Source organism: Marinobacter sp. JSM 1782161, assembly GCF_011421605.1.
GTDB lineage: Bacteria > Pseudomonadota > Gammaproteobacteria > Pseudomonadales > Oleiphilaceae > Marinobacter_A > Marinobacter_A bohaiensis.
The window spans coordinates 1-19,020 of the sequence record NZ_WSSA01000007.1; the positions used below are offsets into that span (position 1 = coordinate 1).

Genomic DNA, 19,020 nt, shown 5'->3' on the forward strand with positions numbered 1-19,020 from the left:
TCCTGGACGGGGACCCGGACCAGCCGATCATCACCGGGCGCACCTACCACGCCACCAACACGCCGCCCTACGCGCTGCCGGAACACAAGACAAGAACCACCCTGAAAACCCAGACCCACAAGGGCGAAGGTTCCAACGAACTGCGCTTCGAGGACGAAGCCGATAAAGAACAGATCTACGTCCACGCCCAGAAAGACCTGGACCTGCTGACCGAGAACGACCGCACCGAAGTGGTCCACAACAACAGCCACCTGACCGTCGACAAGGACCGCTACACCCAGATCCAGGCCAACGACCACAGCACAGTCACCGGCGAGAAGCGGGAGAAGGTCGGGGCCGATATGAGCCTGACCGTGGGTGGCAGCCACCATAGCAAGCAGGGCAAGTCCCAACTGGTGCAGGCCGGCACCGAGATCCACCACAAGGCGGGCATGAAAATCGTCGTCGAAGCCGGCGCCGAAATCACCCTCACCGCCGGCGGCAGCTTCGTCAAAGTCGACCCCAGCGGCGTGACCGTCTCGGGCCCGACGATCAAGATGAACTCCGGCGGGTCGCCGGGCAGCGGCACCGCCGTCGCCGCCCTCGCGCCCACCGCGCCGCAGTCGCTGGACAAGAACGTGCACAACGCGGTGGAGCCGGATGCGTTGGCGGAAAGCTCGACACGGGACACCTTCGAAGCGATGCCTAGTTCACCTCAAAAGCTCAAACGAGCAGCCCAGAATGACACGCTACTGAGCAAGCAATGCCATCGCCAGCCAAACGGGCAGTGTCCGCTTACGGACTGCCTGTGCGAAGAAAGCTAGGCCGGAAATAGCCATGATGGAACAGTCAAAATCCACAGAGCTTGATCGCGAAGCTATCCCCAACGAATTCCTGTTACTCGATGGCGCGATGATCGATGCCCTGATGATCACTTATAAGTACGATGATTCCCCGTGGGTGGAATGGCTTTATCGAAACACCCGCCATGAATCCGCGATTGAAGTGAGCCCTCTACTCGTCAAACCATCTGCGAAGTCACGCCTGTGGGAAAATCTGGGTGAATGGTCGAAGTATGGAATCGTTCTGAAAACAAAGGCGACAACTGACACGTTGCTTGGTCATTTGAGAAGTCTGATTAGTGTCCGACTTCCGTCAGGGCAGCTTAGCTACTGCCGCTTCTATTCCCAATCCCATTTACCCAATCTCCTGAACGCCATGAACGATGGCGAAAGAGCTACGTTTAGTGGCCCCGTCGAGACCTGGGAAAATCCGAGCCCAAATGCGGACTGGCATGCTATCCCGATAACGCCTACGGGCTCGATCAAGCAACCAGAGGACGAAGGCTGGTTTCAGCTTACCCGGAAGCATATTGACCAGATTAATGGGGCTAAGAAAGAGGGCTATCTCAAGAAACTTGCAGCCCACCTGAGAATGAAACCGGATGAGCGGTCATTCAGTACTCTGAACGCCATTGTTCAGCAGGCTGAAACACACGCTTTCTCGACCGAAAAAGATATCGCCCGCTACACAGAAATGGCGATACAGCATGGCGAAAGACTCAACGCCCCTGAGTGCCAGTCCCTTCTGGCTAATAACGAACTCACCAATATCGAAAAACTCTCCAGACTTGACCATCTACTGGCATACGGAGGTGCGTGATGGCATCAGCTTACATCGTTAAGTCGGGTGACACGCTGAGCCGTATCGCCCAGAAGAACAACTCGACGGTTTCCGGCCTGATGAGGCTCAATCCATCGATTGAAGATCCCAACCGCATCTATGCCGGACAAGAAATCACGCTGCCCGAATCCAACGGCCAGGCATTCACCTCCGCTCAGGCGACCGATATATCAGACACGGCGTCTTGTGAAGATGAGTACGTGGAGATTGTTCACGTCACAGGAACTGAAGAACTGTTCTTCCTGACAGAGGACGATTTAAACGACCTGATCGAAGAAGAAAACTTGGTTGGGGGAGCAATCGAAAAACTCTACCAGGACCTGGAAAGCAGCAACCCGACAGAAACGAGCTCCAATAGTTTACCCGCTGATGCCGAGGGTGCGCTGGCAACGCCCATCCAGGAAGAGAAGGAGGCCACAGTCAATGAGCTCGAAGAGCTCGATGTTGTCGGCACTTCAATGCAAACAACTCCAAAGCTGACGGAGATTAAACGCCTCAAGGGCAATAAGCACTACACCTACGTCCGATCTGACAAGATTGCCAACCATTGGCGCAGCTACAAGATGACAGCCAAGGACCGCGACAGAGCAAGCGGATGGCTCTCGCGAAGTGGCGTGAATACGGGGAAACTCCGCGAGGCGGTCGAAGCTGATTTCGGTTTTCGCCTCAAAAGCAGTTTCTGGCAGTTGGATCCGGAGAGCAATTTCAGCAAATCAATCAATCAGTTTCACGAAGAAGTCAGCTGGTCAATCTGGGGCGACGAGCAGGACCAAGAACGTCAGCGTAATGAAACAGGTTTCGATGCCTCTGCAGAAGCACAATTCATGCGGTTTGCGGCGGGGTCGGGGGCTTTTGCAGAGTTCAATCCGAGTGCAGGCAAATTGCACGTCCAAGCCAGGGCCGATGCACAGTTCAGTCTCGCACAGGGTAAAGCATCAATTGAGCAGGCGTATCCTGCAAACAATGATTCCGAAATCAGAATCTACTATCGCAAAGGCGGCTGGGGCGGAGAAAGACTCTATGAGACACTCGGCCATTTCCAGGCCAGATTGACGATCACTCTGAGTGGATATGCCGGAGCCTCCGCTTGCATCGCGGGCAATATTAAAGTCGATTGCAGCCAGGGAGTTCCAAGTCTCAAAGGGATAACTTCCAAGCCGAACGACGGACAGGGCCTGGACGCAGAGGCTAGTGCGTTTGCAGGCATTCGTGGCGGATGCGAACTCCTGGGTGGCCTGTATTGGACGGATACGCTGTCACAACAAAGCGACTGGAAAACGCTCTGCCAGGTTGGCCCCAAGGTAGAGGGGGCCGCGGGTATCGGCGCCGAGGCGTACCTGAAAATCATCTTCAGTCCACGGACAGGAAAGTTTATCGTCAACGCTCACGCCGGCTTGGTTGTCGGTCTCGGCGCCAGCGGAAGTTTCATTTTGCAGGTCAATGCCAACGATCTCGTCAGGATGGTGCACTTTGTCTATAACAGCTTGCTCAAGGTTGACTTCCGATACCTCGAAATCTTCGAGGAGCAGTCCGAGGCCTTCAAGCGTTATGTTCAGATCTCGTTGTTTGCACTATCAAAAGGCCTTGATTACGCAAATGCTGCGGCTGAACTGGCCAACTCCGGGATAGTCGCAGTCGAAAGCTGGGTCATGGAATTCATTAGTGAGCAGCAAGAAGGCCTGTCTCAGGAAAACGAGAGCGAAGAACTTGCCGAAAACATACTGAACGATATGGCACGCGGTGAGGACAGCGTTTTCCTTCATTCGCCCCCTGAAGTCAAAGGGCCAATTCTGAACAAACTGACATATGACTACTGGCTGACGCCGCAGCTATTCGATGGCACCCTAACCAAGGTTCGTGCGATCGCGGAGATCCTTAAGTCGTTCCAGGGCTGGCGCGATTTTGAGGAAGCGACAAAACGAATGAATCCGGATGGCGTTGCGATCCCCGAGAACGCTGAGAGTAATGCACAGAGGCTGTTCAGCTTTATTGGTAAGAACCGGCATGACTATCTGATGTTCAAGCAACTGCTTGAGGGCAAATCAGCCATTGCTGACGCCCCCGTCCAACTTGACCCGTTCAGTGCTTGCCGCAACTGCGGAATAGCCTAGTTTTTGGATGCGAAATGATGCTCAACCGTAAACGTCCGATCCTGCTTATCGCTCTTGCCGTCGCGATGGCCGGATGTTCAAGCGCTCGTTCAGACTCTGATGCGTCAGCGGAAAGTGTTGACAGCACCGTGAACAGGGCTGTCGATCATTTGGTATTCCTCGAGGGAGGGACGTTTCGCCTGGGGGATATTGGAGCTCCTGAGGACTCTCCTTACACCACACTAACGGACGACAATAAACCACCTGTCAGCGTCGCTTTGGATAGCTATTCTATTTCAAAGTATGAAACGACCTGGGAGGATTTCGTTGTTTTTCTCAAAGACGTCGGCCGACTGGAAAACTACACGGTGGACGCCGGGTTTGTCATGGCAAACAAGCTCCCCATTACAGCCAGCGACGATCCTTCTTCACCGAACTTTTACAAGAAACCCGCACGATCCCCAAATTACAGTGAGGCGGAGAGCTACTGCGCCTGGCTGGCGGACCAATCAGGACTGCCCTTTGCCTTGCCTACAGAAGCTCAATGGGAATATGCCGCACGCAGCCGGGGAGAAGATGTTGCCTACGCAACAAACGACGGCACCATGGAGAACGATACCTATCTTCAGCGGCCGGACGAGTACGTTGATCCGACGACACCCCCATCAGGCAATGCACTCAGCCATTCCTCACTAAAAACGGAAAGGCGTCCGGTCGGCAGTTATCCTCCAAACCCCGTCGGCTTGTATGACATGACAGGCAACGTCTCCGAGTGGACAAGCGACTGGTACGCCGAGAACGCCTATCACCACATGGCTGCCAAAAACCCACAAGGTCCCGACGCGCCGACCGATTCCGAGCATCCCCAGAAAGTGGTTCGTGACTGGGCTGGCTTGGGCGAACATGCCGGCGGTGGCGATACCGTATTCATGAGAGGTGGGCGGCCGGTGAACGATACCAACAATGGGTTTCGCTGCGTCGTAAACCGGGCTAGCCAAGTTAACTGAGCCTTCCGGACAAACCATCCCCTATCGATCCAGGCCTGGGTCCCGGGCACGGACATCCGCCATTCCTTGGGATGCCTGCCCCAGCCGACCAAAAGATGAGAATTGAATTACTTGCCCTAAATAGTAATGAGAAAGCGAAATTCGGCTCTTCAAAATCGAAACGAGGGCATGTATTTAAAGAGATTGACGAGTGCTTTCAGATTGTAGATTAAAACCTATCAGGTTCATCTCACGACATGCGTTTGAGCGAAAAGCTACACTTTTTGCACTTTTTCTCGCTACTTTCCCGATGACACCCTTTGCTCAGATAAAACGATGCGGTTGGATCGACAACCCATCACCCGCCAACCTTTGGCTGACTGATCGTGAAGGGCAATGGATTGTCTCAGAGCAAGGTGGACGGCGAGCCGTTGGCGCAGACTTCATCATGCCTTCTGACCGTACCGAGTTCGTGAGCATGAACAATGGGTACGGCTACTTCTGTGGGTGTCTGTCGGTCGATGCGCGATCCAATGAATCGGTTATCGCCACGGTCTTGTCCTTCACGCAGCTTTCTCTGAAGCGATGCAATACCGATCCGAGCCTGGAAAAGCGTGACCTTGGATTCAACCAGGATAGTTTCACTGAATAGAACGGCATCTCGAGAAACTGATTGCGGGTAGTCGTTTACTGAACATCAGTGGAAAGCCGCCCAGCCCTCAAAAAACGTCAGCTGAACCACTTTGGCTATACATACCCACCCTCAATCAGACCGCTCCCCCAACCAGTCCGCCAGTTCGATCCAGCTGGCTTCGGGCGCGCGGCTGCCGGCGAGGATGCCCATATGGCCGCCGGGGACCACGCGGAAGGTTTTGTCCGTGGAGCTGACGTGATCCAGCACCCGGGCGGCCGAGCGGGGTGTGGCCAGGGTGTCGTCGTCGCCGGCGATGGCCAGAAGATTGGCCTGTATGGTCTCCAGTCGGGCCAGGTCGTCGCCGATCTGGATGGTTCCTTCCGACAACTGGTTGTCGATCCACACCCGCACCACCGTGTCCTGGATGATGCCGCCGGGGTAGGCCACCATGCGGTTGAGGAACGCGGCGGTGGTGGCGTGGTTGGCGACGAATTCCCGATCGCCCAGATGCAGCAGCAGTTCCCAGTACCCCATCAGGCTGCCCACCGGGTTGGTCAGTTTGAAACCGATGGTGTTGGCCCAGCCCGGCGTGTGCAGCCAGTGGGGTTTGACGTTATGCAGGCGGAACGGCGTGTGGCGTCGCACCACGCCGGCCATGTCGCTGAAGCGGCGGTAGAGCCGGCCGATCAGGCCCGAGGCGTGGCTGTCGATGGGCGAGCCCACCACGATCGCGTTGCGGATGTGCGGGTCGCCGCTCAGCGCGGCGTAGAACAGGGTGAAGAGCCCGCCCATGCTCCAGCCGTGCAGGCTCAGGTCCTGTTCGCCGCTGTGGTGTCTCACCTTTTCCAGGTAACGGGGCAGCAGTTCGGCGACGTAGGTGTGCAGGTTGTAGTGACTGTGCTCGCGGGTGGGCATGCCCCAGTCGATCAGGTACACCTCGAAACCGCGGGCGCGCAGGTAACGCACCAGGCTGCGTTGGGGAAACAGGTCGTAGATCAGCATGTTCACCGCCAGCGGCGGCACGATCACTACGGGGACCCGGTGGACTCGGTCGGCTACCGGCACTGTCGCTTCGCCCAGGTCGACCGTCGTTTCCGTCAGCGGCGGATAATGGCGCAGGCTGACCAGCCCGTCGTCGGCCAGGACGTCGAACGGTGTCTGGCCGGCCAGCACCATGTCCGCCGAGCGGAACAGGCGATCGAAGGCGTTGCCGGTGTAGGCGCGGGCCTTCCGGCCCAGGCCGGAACTGTGCTTCAGGGTGGCTTGCAGGCGGCTCACGATGCCTCTCATTTGGGTTCCCATGGTGTGACCGAAGTGTAATGACCCGGCGCAAGGCGTCAGTGGCGAGTGTGGCATGGTGGCCGGGCATTTTGGCCAGTCGCTTGTTATCATGAGCGCCGGTTTTTTCGTTCGTGCCCAAGGGTGGACAACAACAATGCTGAGTTTTCTTCCGGCGCCGGTGCGCGGTGTCATCGCCGCGCTGCTGCTGGCGATCAATACCGTGTTCTGGTGTGTGCTGCTGTATATCCCGGCGCTGCTCAAGCTGATCCCGATCAAGCCCTGGCAGGCGCTGTGTACGCGGCTGATCATCGCCATCGCCGAGGCCTGGGTGGCCTGCAACAGCGGCTGGATGAAGCTGACCCAGTCGACCCGCTGGGACGTGCAGGGCGCCGACAAACTGCAGCGCCAGGGCTGGTACCTGGTGCTGAGCAACCACCAGAGCTGGGTGGACATCTTCGCCATGCAGCGGGTGTTCAACCGGCGCGCGCCGTTCCTCAAGTTCTTCCTCAAGCGCGAGCTGATCTGGGTGCCGGTGATCGGCCTGGCCTGGTGGGGCCTGGATTTCCCGTTCATGAAGCGCTACACCCGTGAGTATCTGATCAAGCACCCGGAGAAGCGCGGCCAGGACATGGTCTCCACTCGCAAGGCCTGTGAGAAGTTCCGGTTTGCGCCGGTGTCGGTGATGAACTTTGTCGAGGGCACCCGCTTCACGCCGGCCAAGCACGCCAAGCAGAAATCCCCCTACAAGCACCTGCTGCCGCCCAAGGCCGGTGGCGCCGGATTTGTGCTGGACGCCATGGGCGACGCCATCGAAACCCTGGTGGATGTGACCATTGCTTACCCCGCCGGCTCACCGTCGTTCTGGGACTTCCTCTGCGGCAAGGTGCCCGAGATCCGCATGCGCATCGATACGGTGCCTGTTCCGGCTCACCTGAAGGGGCGTGACTACAGCGAGGAAGCGACGTTCCGCAAGGAGATGAAGGCCTGGCTGGGCTCGATCTGGGCGGAGAAGGACGTGGCGCTGGAGAACCTCAAGGGAGACTGAAGCGCGACGCTGGCCGATCACCGAAGTCGTGAGGGCGCGCTTGCGGAGAGCGGCGCACCCTCTCGGTTTGCCATCGTGATTCCGGTACCACCGCGTCGAATACCCGTTCTCGTAGGGGACGGTGGTCCGCCTATCGCACCGATTCCCCCGCATCCGCCGACCGAAGCAGCCCCGTTGCGGGCAGTTGCTCCAGCAGATCCGCCACCGCCAGGGGTCGGCTGAACAGGAAGCCCTGGCCGTAGTGGGCGCCCATGCCCAGCAGGCAGCTCAGCTCCGCTTCGTTTTCGATGCCCTCGGCCACCACGTCCAGCTTCAGGCGTTCGCACAGGGTCAGGATCATCTCCAGAATGGCCCGTTTCTCGCTGTCGTAATCCACGCCCGACACCAGGCTGCGGTCAATCTTGAGCTGGTCCAGCGGCAGGTTGCGGATATAGGCCAGCGATGAGTAGCCGGACCCGAAATCGTCCAGGGCGATGGCCACGCCGTGCTTGCGCAGGCGATGGATCAGGTGGATGGCCACGTTGGGATCCGCCATGACCGCGGTTTCGGTCAGTTCGATCTTGAGCCGCGACGGATCGGCGTTTTCCCACTTGAGGATCTGCAGGATGTGGTCGGCCAGGTGAGGGTCGTGCAGTTGCGTGGGGGACAGGTTCACGCCCAGGCTGAAGCGCTCGCCGAAGTGCGCTTTGAGGCTTTCGTCCTCCAGCATGGGGATGGCCTGGCGCAGCATCTGCTCGCTCAGTGGCCGAATCAGACCGGTGCGCTCGGCGACCGGCACATAGACCGACGGCGAGATCACACCGCGCTCGGGATGGTGAATCCGGGACAGCACCTCGAAGCCGTCAATGGCGCCGGTCTGGAGATCCACCAGCGGCTGCAGGAAGGAGGCCTGCCAGCCCTGGCGCAGGGCGGTGCGGATGGTCTGCTCGATGTCCAGGCGACCGTGGCGCTGGGCGCGCATGGTGTCCTCGAACAGCACGAAACTGCCGGTGCCCTTCTGGCGGCTTTCCGCCAGGGCCGCCCGCGCCGACTGGATCAGGCGGTGGGTGGAGCCGGGACCGTCGGGCTGGCCCAGGGCCGCGGCGGCCACCGCCGACAGCCACACCTGGCGCTCGCCCAGGCTGAACGGATCTTCCAGCGCGTTCATGATGTGCTGGGCGCGCAGGCGCAGTTTGGGTTCGGTGACCTGGGAGACCATGAAGGCGAGGGTGCCGTCGGGCAGGGTGGCGGCCAGTTCGTCGTGGGCCAGGCTGCGCTGCAGGCGTTGGCGCAGGGCCATTTTCAGCTGGCGGGTCTCGCGCGCGTCGAGGGTCTCGAACACCAGCGTCCAGTTGGGAATGCCCAGCAGGATCAGCGACAGGTCCGGCGGTTCGGCGCTGTCCAGGCGGCGTTCCAGCTGCTCTTCCAGATAGTCGGCGTTGGCGAAGCCGGTGTCGGTATCGGTGTACTTCTGGTCGTGCAGGGCCTGGTCCATCAGCGCCAGCAGATCATTGACGGTGTCGAGCAGACCCTGCAGATCGGGATCGTCGGACTGAGCGGACATGAGGCCGCCTTCGCTCCGGAACAGGCGGTCGCGGAGCTGGCGGGTGACAGCTTGGATACCCTGCCGGAGCGGGTTGTCGTTATCCCTGGCTGTGCTTTCCCTGGACACTGATGTTCACCCGTGTGGGGCCGCTGGGGCGGCCGGTTTCAGGGGGATGGCTCGTCGTTGCTTTCCTCGTCCTGGTCGTCGTCCTCGACCTCATCCGGATGCGACTGTCGGTACTTTTCCCAGTCTTCCCAGTCGTGGGGGGTACCGGCGTGGGGACGTTTCAGATGCCGGGCATGTTCCATGGCCTGGCCGCGCAGGCTGTGATCCTTTTCGTCCTCTTCATCGAAGCCGTACTTCTTCAGGAACTCGTCGGGACGCATTGGTCACACCTCCCCGGGAAGCTTTCCCGTTGATCGGGGCGCCTGGTGACAGACTCCCCGTGAACCTGATTGGACTATGGCCCCCTGAAACGGCCATTTCAAGTCAGCCCTCCGGGTTGGCCCCGGATTCGGCGTCGGCCAGCTGGAACAGAATCTGGCGTTTTTCCTTGTCCACGCCGGTGAAGCGGATGTTCACCGCCTGGTCCAGCTGGAAGATACGGTTTTCCGGACCGGTCAGGCGCAGGGTGATCGGGTCGAAGCTGTACTTGCCCGTCATATCCCGGGTGCTGACGTAGCCCTCGATGCCGTTGTCGTCCAGACGCACGAAGAAGCCGGCCGAGGTGGTGCGGCTGATCACGCCGCTGTAGACGCCGTCACCAAGCTGCGGCGCGTACAGGCTCTTGAGCCACTGTTCCAGGTTGTTGGCGGCGCGGCGGGCGTTGATCTGGCCCTCCTGAAGCGCCTCCAGCTGGCTGGCATCCAGCGGTTTGGCCTGGCCGTTCCAGAGGGCGGCGCGCAGCAGGCGGTGCACCATGAAGTCGGTGTACTTGCGCAGCGGCGAGGTGAAGGTGGTGTAGGCGGCCAGCCCCATGCCCTGGTGCGGCGCGGCGTCGAACGACAGCTCGGCGCGGGCCAGTTGGCGGGTCAGGATCGACTTGACCGGCACCTCGGCGTCGAGGCCCTCGGTTTCGGTCATCAGGCGGCGGAAGCCGTCCGGGCTGGTGACGTCGATGTCCGCCAGCTCCGGCGCGTATTGGCTCAGCAGCGACTTGATGTTGTCGGTGCGGTCGTCGCGCAGGCCCGGGTGGGTGATGAACAGGCCGGCGTTGCCGCTGTTCTGCAGGGCGCTGGCGGCGCAGCGGTTGGCGGCCACCATGCACTCTTCCACCACACGGTGGGCCTCGTTCTGCGGCGACGGTTCAATCAGACGGATGTGGCGCTGATCGTCCAGGCGCAGACGGAACTCGGGGCGATCCGGGCTCAGCAGGGCGTTGCTGTCGCGCCAGCGACGCAGGGCGCTGGCGGCCTGGTGCAGCTGGTCCAGGCTGGCGCTGACCGCTTCCGGCAGGGCGTTGATGTCGTCGTCGCTGCGCCCGGCGATCACGCCGTCCACCAGGTCGTAACTGAGCTTGCCGTGGGAGCGGATGATCGCTTCGCTCAGTTTGAACTCGCCCAGCGAGCCGTCGTTGTTCACCTGGATGTCGCAGACGATGGCCAGGCGGCGGGCGTCCGGCACCAGCGAGCAGAGGCCGGTGCTGACCGCGTCGTGCAGCATCGGGCGGGGCTCGCCGGGGAAATAGATGGCGGTGGCGCGCTGGCGCGCTTCCCGTTCCACGGCGCCGTCCACCGGCAGCAGCGCGGTGGGGTCGGCGATGGCGACCGACAGAGTCCAGCCGGTGGCGTTGGGCACGGCGCACAGGGCGTCGTCCATGTCCTGGGTGCTGGGGCTGTCGATGGTGACAAACGGGTCGTCGCTGCGATCGCTGCGGCCTTCCGCCAGGGCGTCGATGCGGCTCTCGTCGACGGCCTCGAATTCCTTGCGGGCGGCGTCCGGCCAGTCTTCGCTCAGGTCGAACTGGGCCACGGTGACGGCCCGTTCGATGCCCACCTGGTCCGGCTTGCCCAGGCGCCGGATGACGCTGGCCTGGCCCTTGCCGTCCTTGACCGGGTGGCGGCCGATCTTGCAGTAAATGAAGTCGCCGGGCTCAGCGCCGGCGCGCTGCTTGGGCGGAATGAACAGCCAGTGATTGAGACCCGGGGTTTCCGGCGCCACGAAATGCCCCTTGCCGCGCACTTTGTAGCGGCCGACGAAGGTTTTCAGCGGCGATTCCAGCAGGCGGTCCACCTGGCCGTAGGTCTTGCCGTTGTCGCCTTCGTGCTCGGTGACTTCGATGCGGTCGCCGGGCAGGACCCGCTGCATCTGGTCCTGGGGCAGGTAAAGATCCCGACCGTCGTCCAGGGCGACGAACCCGAACCGGCCGTTGGTGGCTTTGACGGTGCCCGGGAAGACCACTTTATTGGCTTCGATATCGGTTTTCAGCTGGCGCAACTGCGTGAGGGCGTCGGCGTTTAGCATGCGATGGAACCTGACTGGCGGGATCTTTGAAAATGGACGGGCAGTATACCGGTTATGAGGACTGTCGTCAGATGCCCGACGGTGGCATTTCTGAAAAAAATGTAAGGATCGGTCCGCATCGCGTGGCCGTGTTGGCGGATTCGGCAGGGCTCGTCCAGACTTCGGGAATCGCCGACCATCCGCATCACGGAGTCCGTACCGATGAACATCCGCAACGCTCTGGCCATCGCCCTGGGGGCGGCCCTGCTCAGCGCCTGCAGTACCACCGATCCGCAACCGCCCGGCGGTGGTCGTCACCTGGCGGATGGCCCGCGTGGCCAGTTCGAGTGCGCCGACCGCAACAGCAACGATTACATCGACCGGGCCGAACTGGTGTACCTGCATCAGTGCGGTGTGGGCGAGGACCTGCGGTGCGGGCCGGTGCCCGCCAACGTCGAGGCGCAGGCCCCGCGCGCCGATTTCGAGGGCGGCCGGCGCATGCTGGAAGTCATCGACGCCGACGGTGACCAGCGCATCAGCAAGCTGGAATTCCGCGCCCACTGCACCAGCCAGCAGGCGCGGTAGATCACCGCCGGATCAGTCGTATTGGGCGAACGGCCGGGTCTGGCCGTTGTCGTTGAACAGCATGACGGTGTACGGATCCTGGTGATCGCCCATCTCCATTCCCGGCGAGCCAATGGGCATGCCGGGCACCGCCAGACCGCGGGCCTGCGGAGCCTCTTTCAACAGGCGCTTGATGTCCTGCGCCGGCACATGGCCTTCAATCACGTAACCGGTGTTCCGGTCCCCGCCGACGAAGGCGGTGTGGCAGCTGGCGAGGTTGCGGGTCAGCCCCGCCTCTACCTTGATCTGGTTGAGGGCGGTGGTGTCGTGGCTCTCCACCTCGAAGCCGTTGTCCTCCAGATGCTTGATCCAGTCGCTGCAGCAGCCGCACGTGGGGGATTTGTAGACGGTGATGGCCTCACCGGCGGCGGCCAGGGTGGTGCCCATCATGCCGCCGGCCAGCAGGGCCGCGCGCAGCAGGTGTCGTGTTGGCGTCATGCTCGTGTCCTCAATGGTGATGGTGGTGATCGTGTGATTCCGGTTGCGAGGGTCCGCTGAGCCAGAACCAGCCGATCACGAAGGCGGCCAGCAGCAGGCCGGCGCCGTTGATCAGGATCGATGCGATCATGCCTGGGCTCCTTTACGGGTAGAGGTGGTTGTACCGGGCGAGGTGCCTGGAACGTCACTATGAGCCGGCTTGAACAGGCGCAGCCGGTTGGCGTTGGTCACCACCGTGACCGACGACAGGGACATGGCAGCCCCGGCCAGGATCGGGCTCATCAGGACGCCCCACAGCGGGTACAGCACCCCGGCGGCGATGGGCACGCCGAGGCTGTTGTAAACGAAGGCGCCGAACAGGTTCTGGCGGATGTTGCGCACCGTGGCCCGGGAAATGGCGATGGCGTCGGTGACGCCGTCGAGGGAATCGCGCATCAGCGTGATGGCCGCGCTCTCGATGGCCACGTCGGTGCCGGCGCCGATGGCGAAGCCCACGTCGGACGCCGCCAGGGCCGGCGCGTCGTTGATGCCGTCGCCCACCATGGCGACCGTGCGGCCCTCGTCACGCAGGCGTTTGACGATGTCGGCCTTGTCCTCCGGCAGCACGTTGGCGTGCACCTCATCGATGCCGGCTTCCCGGGCAATGGCGCGGGCGCTGGCTTCCACGTCGCCGGTGAGCATCACCACGCGGATGCCCTGGTTGCGCATGCGATCGATGGCGGCGCGGGAGTCCGGCTTGATGCGGTCGGCCACGCCGATCACGCCCAGGGCGAGGTTGTCGCGGGCCAGGAACAGCGGCGTGCCGGCGGCCTCGGCAATGCGGTCGGCCGCGGTTTGCAGGGCGCTCAGATCCACACCCTCCGCCTCCAGCCAGCGCCGGTTGCCCAGGCGTAGTCGCCGGTTGTCGCTCTGGGCGCTGACGCCCTGGCCGTTGAGGGCCTCGAAGCGGTGCGTTTCGGCGCGCGTCACGCCGGCCTCGTCGGCGGCGGCCAGAACGGCCTGGGCCAGCGGGTGCTCGGAGTGCTGCTCCAGCCCGGCCGCCAGGCCCAGCAGCGTCTGCTCGTCCACGCCCTCGGCTGGGGCCAGCTCGGTGACCCGGGGCTTGCCCTCGGTGATGGTGCCGGTCTTGTCGAGCACCACGGTATCGATCTGCCCGGCCCGCTGCAGGGCCTCGCCCTGACGGATCAGCACGCCGTACTCGGCCGCCTTGCCCACGCCCACCATGACGGACATGGGCGTCGCCAGTCCCAGGGCGCAGGGGCAGGCGATGATCAGCACCGTGGTAGCCGCCACCAGCATATGGGCGGCGGCCGGCGCTGGTCCCAGGTTGTACCAGGCCAGTGCGGCGGCGATGGCCACCAGCAGGATGGCCGGCACGAAGATGGCGGAAATGCGGTCCGCCAGACGGCCGATGGGCGGTTTCTCGCCCTGGGCCTTCTTCACCAGCTGGATGATCTGGGCCAGGGCGGTTTCCGAGCCGACACGGGTCGCCTCGCACACCAGCGAGCCGCTGGTGTTGAGGGTGCCGGCAGACACCTCATCGCCGGCGCCCTTGGCCACGGGCATGGGCTCGCCGGTCAGCATGCTTTCATCGAGGCGGCTGTCGCCGTCGCGGACCACCGCGTCCACCGGGATCTTCTCGCCGGGACGCACGCGGAAGCGGTCACCCACCTGCACCTGTTCCACCGGGATGTCCTCCTCGGAGCCGTCGTCGCGGATGATGCGCGCGGTCTTGGCGCGCAGGTCGAGCAGGCGGCGGATGGCCTGGGAGGTGCGGCCGCGGGCGCGCAGCTCCAGCGCCTGGCCCAAATTGATCAGGCCAATGATCATGGCCGAGGCCTCGAAGTAGACGTGGCGCGCCGCCGCCGGCAGCAACTCGGGCACCAGCACCACCGCCATGGAGTAGAGCCAGGCGGTCCCGGTGCCCAGGGCGATCAGGGTGTCCATGTTGGCGTTATGGTGGCGGAACGCTTTCCAGGCGCCGGTGAAATAATGCCCGCCGGCGAGTACGAGAACGGCCAGGGTGGCGGCGCCGACCGCCAGCCACGCGGGCTGGTTGGCGTCGGTGACCGTCATGGTGCCACCGAACAGGCCCCAGGCCATCAGCGGTACCCCCAGGCCCAGGCCGACCACCATCTTGATCAGCAGAGTCCGGTATTCGCGGCGATCCGCGGCCTCTTTCTCTTCGTCGGCGCGGTCCGGGTCCTGGATTTCCGCGGCGCCGTAGCCAGCGCTGCTGATGGCCTGGACCAGCGCATCGGGTGAGGCCGAACCGTGGGCCGTGGCGGTCAGGTCGGCCAGGTTCATGCGGGCGTCGGTGACTCCAGGCACCCGCTGCATGGCGGTTTCGATGGAGCGCACGCAGGAGGCGCAGGTGGCGCCGGTGATGGACAGGTGCACGTCGCGTCCGGCCGCAGACGAGTGATCCGCGTGGCGGTCGGTCTTCGCCCCGGATTCGGGGGGCATCTCGCAGCTTGCGCCGGCGTCATCGCCCGGGTGTGGCGGGGGATCGGCGGCCAGGCGTTGTGCCGGGTAGCCCGCCTCGCTGACGTGGGCGGCGGCCTGATCCAGATCGATGCCGGCGGGCAGGGTGACGGTCTGCTGCTCCAGGTCGACGGTCACCGTATCGGGGTCGTCCACCAGCGGCGCCAGGGCGTCCCGGATCTTGTTGACGCAGCCCTGGCACGAGGCGCCCTGGATAGCCAGGATGGCCGGTGCCCCGGCGTCGATTGGCCGGGCCGGATAACCGGCGTCGCTGACCCGTTGGGCGGCGCTGTCGGGATCGGTGCCGGCGGGCAGCGTAACGCGCTGCTGTTCCAGATCGACGATCACCTGTTCCGGGTCCGGCAACAGGGCCTCCAGCGCCGCTTGGATCTTGCGCACGCAGCCTTGGCAGGAGGCGCCTTCGATGGCGAGTTGAACCGGTTGCGGGGTGGCGGTGTTCATGCGTGACCTCCCTTATTTGCAGGATGCGCGTCGGCGTCGTCCCAATGCTCGATCAGGCGGCAGATGGTGTGGCCGTCGGGGGTGCCGTCGGGCATGCTCTGCCAGGCGGACATGGCGTCGCGCATGCGATCGCGCAGGGCTTCGAGTTCGGCCAGTCGCGTTTCCACGTCGCGCAGCCGCTGCTCGAAGATGTCGCGCACCATGGGGCAGGGGGAGTGGTGCTCGTCCGCCTGGCCCAGGATCGACTGGATCTCGCCCAGGGCGAAGCCCAGCTGGCGCGCCTTGCGGGCAAAACGCAGCCGCTGCAGGTCGTCGCTAGAGTAGACGTGGTAGCCGTTGTCCGGATTGCGCGCCGGCTGCAGCAAGCCTTCACGGGTGTAGTAACGCACCGTGTCGGGATTCACGCCGGCGGCGCGGGCCACTTCGCTAACCTTCATCGGGATGACCCCTTCGTGAGTATCTGGACACAGTTTAGAACCTGTGAGCCACTCAAAGGTCAAGGAAAATCCGATGGGTCAGGGTGACTGGCGCGCCCGCAGGAAGGTCTGGCAATGGCGGCACTGGTCGGGCGCCTGCAACTTGGCCTGCCAGCCGATGCGTTCGCCGCAGGCGGGGCAGCTCAGGCGCAACTGCATCACGATGATCGGCGCAATAAACGCGGCCAGCAGCGGGCCCAGGGCGCCCCACTCATCGCCGCTGGATACACCGAGCTGGCTGCTGAACACCAGCAGCACGATCAGGGTGATGAAGGCAAAGATGAAGTAGCGACGGTTCCAGCGTTCCCAGCGGCGGATGCGCTGATCCTGTTCTGGTGTCAGGTAGGTCGGCGTCGGTGTATCCATGGGGCTCCGGCGAAAATCGGGTTTGGGCTCATTCTACCGTGGTTTACGAACCACTGCCCGGACCCGTTCACCGGTCGATCTGGGTGGCCATCCCGGTGCGGTCGGCCAGGAAACTCTCCAACTGCGTCGCCGGCATCGGGCGGCCGATGAAGTAGCCCTGCGCCAGGTCGCAGTGGTGCGAAGACAGAAACGCCAGCTGTTCCTGCGTCTCGATGCCTTCGGCTGCCACCTGAATGCCCAGGTTGTGGGCCAGGTTGATGACGGCGCGGGTGATGATGGCGTCGTCGTAGCGCTCGGTCACGCGGGTGATGAACGCGCGGTCGATCTTCAGCAGGTCCACCGGGAAATTCCGCAGGTAGGCCAGGGACGAATAGCCGGTGCCGAAATCGTCGATGGCCAGGTGGATGCCCAGCCCGCTGAGGCGCTTGAGCTGGTCCAGGTTGTGATCGAGATTCTCGATGAAGATTTCCTCGGTCAGCTCCACTTCCAGCCGTTCCGGGCGGATCTGGTACTGGCGCAGCATCCGCTCGATGTTTTCCACCAGGTGACTGTCCTCCAGCTCGCGACCGGACAGGTTGATGGCGATGCGCAGGTGCGACAGGGGGCCGTCGCGCCAGGCGGCAAGCTGCTGGCACGCGGCCATGGCCACCCAACGCCCGATATCGGCGATGCGTCCGCTTTCCTCGGCCAGCGGGATGAAGTCGGACGGTGGCAGCAGGCCGCGGGTGGGATGCTGCCAGCGCACCAGCGCCTCGACGCTGCCGACCTGCTGGGTGGACAGGTCCAGTTGGGGCTGGAAGTGGAGAACAAACTGGTTTTCGCTCAGGGCGCGGTTGAGGTCCTTGTCCAGCTCCAGCCGCTGCACCTCTTTGGCGTGCATGCCTTCGGTGTAGAACTGGTAGTGATTGCGCCCGCTGGCCTTGGCCTGGTACAGAGCCACATCGGCGTTGCGCAGCAGCAGATCGGCGTCCAGCCCGCTCTGTGGATAGATGGCCACGCCCATGGTGGCGGTAATGGCGTGGTCCTGGTTCTGGATCTCGAACGGCTCGACAAAACACTGTTTAACCTGCCCCAGCAGGGCGATGACGTCGTCGATGTCGTCGATCTGCTGCTGGCAGAGCATGAATTCGTCGCCGCTGGAGTAGGCCACCAGCACGCGCTCGCTGCTGAGGCGGTTGAGCCGGTCTGCCACGCGGATCAGCAACTCGTCACCGAACTGGTGGCCCAGGGTGTCGTTGAGCACCTGGAAGCGGTCCAGGTCCAGCAGGATCAGCGCCACCTGGCGGTACTGTCGGTCGGCGATGGCTAGCGTGTGGTCCAGGTCTTCCATGAAGAAGCGCCGGTTGGCCAGGCCGGTCAGGGCGTCGGTGGATTCGATGCGGGCCAGGTCCTGTTGCACCGACTCGCGCTCGCGGATTTCCTCGCGCAGGGCCTGTTGTGTGGATTCCAGCGTGGCATTACGACGCAACAGCATCTGGCTGAGCCACACCAGCAGGCTGATCAGGATGCCCAGCGCAGCGATGGCGATCAGCGCCAGCCAGGGCCAGCGCCCCTCGTGTCGCTCCACCCAGGCGTGGGTGGGGGAGACGCGCAGGCTCCAGTCGAGTCCCGGAATCGATAGCGGTACCCGACGGGCGATCGACGTATTGACGGCATCCTCGGGCAGCATGGGATAGCGGATAACACCGTGCTCTTCCACATCGACCCGGAAATGCTCGCGGATGCGCGGCGTGATCAGGGCCTCAAGCAGCCCATCCATACGGAACACGCCGGCGATAAAGCCCAGGTCGGTGCCGTCGGCGGTGACGATGGGCGCGTAGATCACCAGGCCGGTGCCGCCCTGGCGCAGTTCGATGATGCCGGAATAGTCGATGCGCCGCTGGCGGGTGGCGTCGAGCAGGCTTTGTCGCCGCTCTTCGTTGAAGGCGACGTTGAAGCCCACCACCTGCCTGTTCCCCGCCATGGGGGCGACCCAGCGGATGCGCCGGTCCGGTCCTATCCACTCGATGGCCTGGTAGTGTCCGAAGTCCCGCAGGTAGCGTTCCGCGTCGGCCCGCCAGATGGTTTCAGGCATGTCGGGGGTGGTGGCGCGGCGCCGGGCCATTCGATCCAGCGCCTGGACGTGGCTGCGGAAGTCCGCCTCCAGCTCGCGCACCAGCGCCTGGGCTTCGGCGTCCACGGTCAAGGCGACCTGGTTCTGGACCTGGCGCTCGCTGCCCTGCCAGATCACCACCGCCAGCACGCCGAAGATCGCCAGCAGAGCCAGGGCCAGGAAGGGGCTGCCGATCATCCGTCGGAAACGCCGGGCGCTGCGGTAAGACTGGTTGGGCATGGCGTTCCTATGGGGCCTGGGATGAATGGCGGGCCGTCCCGGGATGAATGGGGGGTACTTGTTGGATTGTCGGCAAGTCGCCGCGAGACTTCATTGGAATTTACAAGTATTTGCAATTGGTGCCAAAAAAACATGGCGCGCCGCTCACTTTTGCCGCGGCCGTCATGGGCGCG

The 19,020-nt window shown here is 63.0% G+C and carries 16 protein-coding genes; 7 read left to right on the forward strand and 9 right to left on the reverse strand.

Annotation, left to right across the window (positions count from 1 at the left end; translation table 11 throughout):
- The 5 genes from GQB00_RS21190 to GQB00_RS21210 form a co-directional block, all read left to right on the forward strand.
- On the forward strand, positions 1-803 hold an 803-nt coding region (locus GQB00_RS21190; protein ID WP_416234175.1), incomplete at its 5' end, for a type VI secretion system Vgr family protein.
- Positions 804-816: 13 nt separating this feature from the next.
- Positions 817-1,641, forward strand: coding sequence for a DUF4123 domain-containing protein (locus tag GQB00_RS21195; protein ID WP_165857712.1), 825 nt, complete (start codon positions 817-819; stop codon positions 1,639-1,641).
- The gene (locus GQB00_RS21200; RefSeq protein ID WP_111498483.1) at positions 1,641-3,773 is read left to right on the forward strand and encodes a LysM peptidoglycan-binding domain-containing protein; all 2,133 of its coding nucleotides are present in this window, start codon (positions 1,641-1,643) and stop codon (positions 3,771-3,773) included. Before GQB00_RS21195 ends, GQB00_RS21200 begins: the two co-directional genes overlap by 1 nt.
- Before the next feature lie 14 nt (positions 3,774-3,787).
- Positions 3,788-4,759: a formylglycine-generating enzyme family protein gene (locus tag GQB00_RS21205; protein ID WP_165857713.1), complete on the forward strand. Its 972-nt coding sequence runs from the start codon at positions 3,788-3,790 to the stop codon at positions 4,757-4,759.
- Between the two features lie 190 nt (positions 4,760-4,949).
- Positions 4,950-5,390 (forward strand): DUF4087 domain-containing protein, encoded by a 441-nt coding sequence (locus tag GQB00_RS21210; protein ID WP_165857714.1) that lies wholly within the window; start codon positions 4,950-4,952, stop codon positions 5,388-5,390.
- A gap of 111 nt (positions 5,391-5,501) precedes the next feature.
- On the opposite strand, the gene GQB00_RS21215 is transcribed toward GQB00_RS21210, so the two are convergent.
- On the reverse strand, positions 5,502-6,650 hold the full coding sequence (locus GQB00_RS21215) for an alpha/beta fold hydrolase (protein WP_323127313.1): 1,149 nt from the start codon (positions 6,648-6,650) through the stop codon (positions 5,502-5,504).
- A gap of 157 nt (positions 6,651-6,807) precedes the next feature.
- Between GQB00_RS21215 and GQB00_RS21220 the strand changes: the two genes are divergently transcribed.
- Positions 6,808-7,698 carry an acyltransferase gene (locus tag GQB00_RS21220; RefSeq protein WP_111498486.1) on the forward strand — a complete coding sequence of 297 codons (891 nt, stop codon included), beginning with the start codon at positions 6,808-6,810 and terminating at the stop codon, positions 7,696-7,698.
- Between the two features lie 130 nt (positions 7,699-7,828).
- Here the strand turns inward: GQB00_RS21220 and GQB00_RS21225 are convergent, their stop codons facing one another.
- From GQB00_RS21225 to GQB00_RS21235, 3 genes are all read right to left on the reverse strand, one after another.
- The gene (locus tag GQB00_RS21225) at positions 7,829-9,241 is read right to left on the reverse strand and encodes a putative bifunctional diguanylate cyclase/phosphodiesterase (RefSeq protein ID WP_165857715.1); all 1,413 of its coding nucleotides are present in this window, start codon (positions 9,239-9,241) and stop codon (positions 7,829-7,831) included.
- 146 nt (positions 9,242-9,387) lie between these two features.
- On the reverse strand, positions 9,388-9,609 hold the full coding sequence (locus GQB00_RS21230) for a hypothetical protein (protein WP_165857716.1): 222 nt from the start codon (positions 9,607-9,609) through the stop codon (positions 9,388-9,390).
- Positions 9,610-9,712: 103 nt separating this feature from the next.
- Positions 9,713-11,686 (reverse strand): ribonuclease R family protein, encoded by a 1,974-nt coding sequence (locus GQB00_RS21235; RefSeq protein WP_165857717.1) that lies wholly within the window; start codon positions 11,684-11,686, stop codon positions 9,713-9,715.
- Between the two features lie 201 nt (positions 11,687-11,887).
- On the opposite strand from GQB00_RS21235, the gene GQB00_RS21240 reads away from it, so the two are divergent.
- Positions 11,888-12,250, forward strand: coding sequence for an EF-hand domain-containing protein (locus GQB00_RS21240; protein WP_165857718.1), 363 nt, complete (start codon positions 11,888-11,890; stop codon positions 12,248-12,250).
- A gap of 12 nt (positions 12,251-12,262) precedes the next feature.
- On the opposite strand, the gene GQB00_RS21245 is transcribed toward GQB00_RS21240, so the two are convergent.
- The 5 genes from GQB00_RS21245 to GQB00_RS21265 all read right to left on the reverse strand — a co-directional run bounded on the left by GQB00_RS21245 (position 12,263) and on the right by GQB00_RS21265 (position 18,847).
- Positions 12,263-12,727, reverse strand: coding sequence for a DUF411 domain-containing protein (locus GQB00_RS21245; protein ID WP_165857719.1), 465 nt, complete (start codon positions 12,725-12,727; stop codon positions 12,263-12,265).
- A gap of 126 nt (positions 12,728-12,853) precedes the next feature.
- On the reverse strand, positions 12,854-15,673 hold the full coding sequence (locus GQB00_RS21250) for a heavy metal translocating P-type ATPase (RefSeq protein ID WP_165857720.1): 2,820 nt from the start codon (positions 15,671-15,673) through the stop codon (positions 12,854-12,856).
- The gene (locus tag GQB00_RS21255; RefSeq protein WP_165857721.1) at positions 15,670-16,110 is read right to left on the reverse strand and encodes a MerR family transcriptional regulator; all 441 of its coding nucleotides are present in this window, start codon (positions 16,108-16,110) and stop codon (positions 15,670-15,672) included. The genes GQB00_RS21250 and GQB00_RS21255 overlap by 4 nt, the downstream gene beginning before the upstream one ends.
- Positions 16,111-16,188: 78 nt before the next feature.
- Complete coding sequence (locus GQB00_RS21260) at positions 16,189-16,515, reverse strand: hypothetical protein (RefSeq protein ID WP_165857722.1); 327 nt, start codon at positions 16,513-16,515, stop codon at positions 16,189-16,191.
- Positions 16,516-16,582: 67 nt separating this feature from the next.
- On the reverse strand, positions 16,583-18,847 hold the full coding sequence (locus GQB00_RS21265; RefSeq protein WP_228276983.1) for a putative bifunctional diguanylate cyclase/phosphodiesterase: 2,265 nt from the start codon (positions 18,845-18,847) through the stop codon (positions 16,583-16,585).
- Positions 18,848-19,020 lie beyond the last annotated feature (173 nt).

Bases quoted from the DNA above. Each gene is read 5' to 3' on its own strand.
- GQB00_RS21200 (WP_111498483.1), top strand. From the start codon at position 1,641: ATGGCATCAGCTTACATCGTTAAGTCGGGTGACACGCTGAGCCGTATC.
- GQB00_RS21245 (WP_165857719.1), bottom strand. From the start codon at position 12,727: ATGACGCCAACACGACACCTGCTGCGCGCGGCCCTGCTGGCCGGCGGC.
- GQB00_RS21205 (WP_165857713.1), top strand. From the start codon at position 3,788: ATGATGCTCAACCGTAAACGTCCGATCCTGCTTATCGCTCTTGCCGTC.
- GQB00_RS21225 (WP_165857715.1), bottom strand. From the start codon at position 9,241: ATGTCCGCTCAGTCCGACGATCCCGATCTGCAGGGTCTGCTCGACACC.
- GQB00_RS21260 (WP_165857722.1), bottom strand. From the start codon at position 16,515: ATGGATACACCGACGCCGACCTACCTGACACCAGAACAGGATCAGCGC.
- GQB00_RS21240 (WP_165857718.1), top strand. From the start codon at position 11,888: ATGAACATCCGCAACGCTCTGGCCATCGCCCTGGGGGCGGCCCTGCTC.
- GQB00_RS21235 (WP_165857717.1), bottom strand. From the start codon at position 11,686: ATGCTAAACGCCGACGCCCTCACGCAGTTGCGCCAGCTGAAAACCGAT.
- GQB00_RS21265 (WP_228276983.1), bottom strand. From the start codon at position 18,847: ATGCCCAACCAGTCTTACCGCAGCGCCCGGCGTTTCCGACGGATGATC.
- GQB00_RS21255 (WP_165857721.1), bottom strand. From the start codon at position 16,110: ATGAAGGTTAGCGAAGTGGCCCGCGCCGCCGGCGTGAATCCCGACACG.
- GQB00_RS21250 (WP_165857720.1), bottom strand. From the start codon at position 15,673: ATGAACACCGCCACCCCGCAACCGGTTCAACTCGCCATCGAAGGCGCC.
- GQB00_RS21230 (WP_165857716.1), bottom strand. From the start codon at position 9,609: ATGCGTCCCGACGAGTTCCTGAAGAAGTACGGCTTCGATGAAGAGGAC.
- GQB00_RS21220 (WP_111498486.1), top strand. From the start codon at position 6,808: ATGCTGAGTTTTCTTCCGGCGCCGGTGCGCGGTGTCATCGCCGCGCTG.
- GQB00_RS21195 (WP_165857712.1), top strand. From the start codon at position 817: ATGATGGAACAGTCAAAATCCACAGAGCTTGATCGCGAAGCTATCCCC.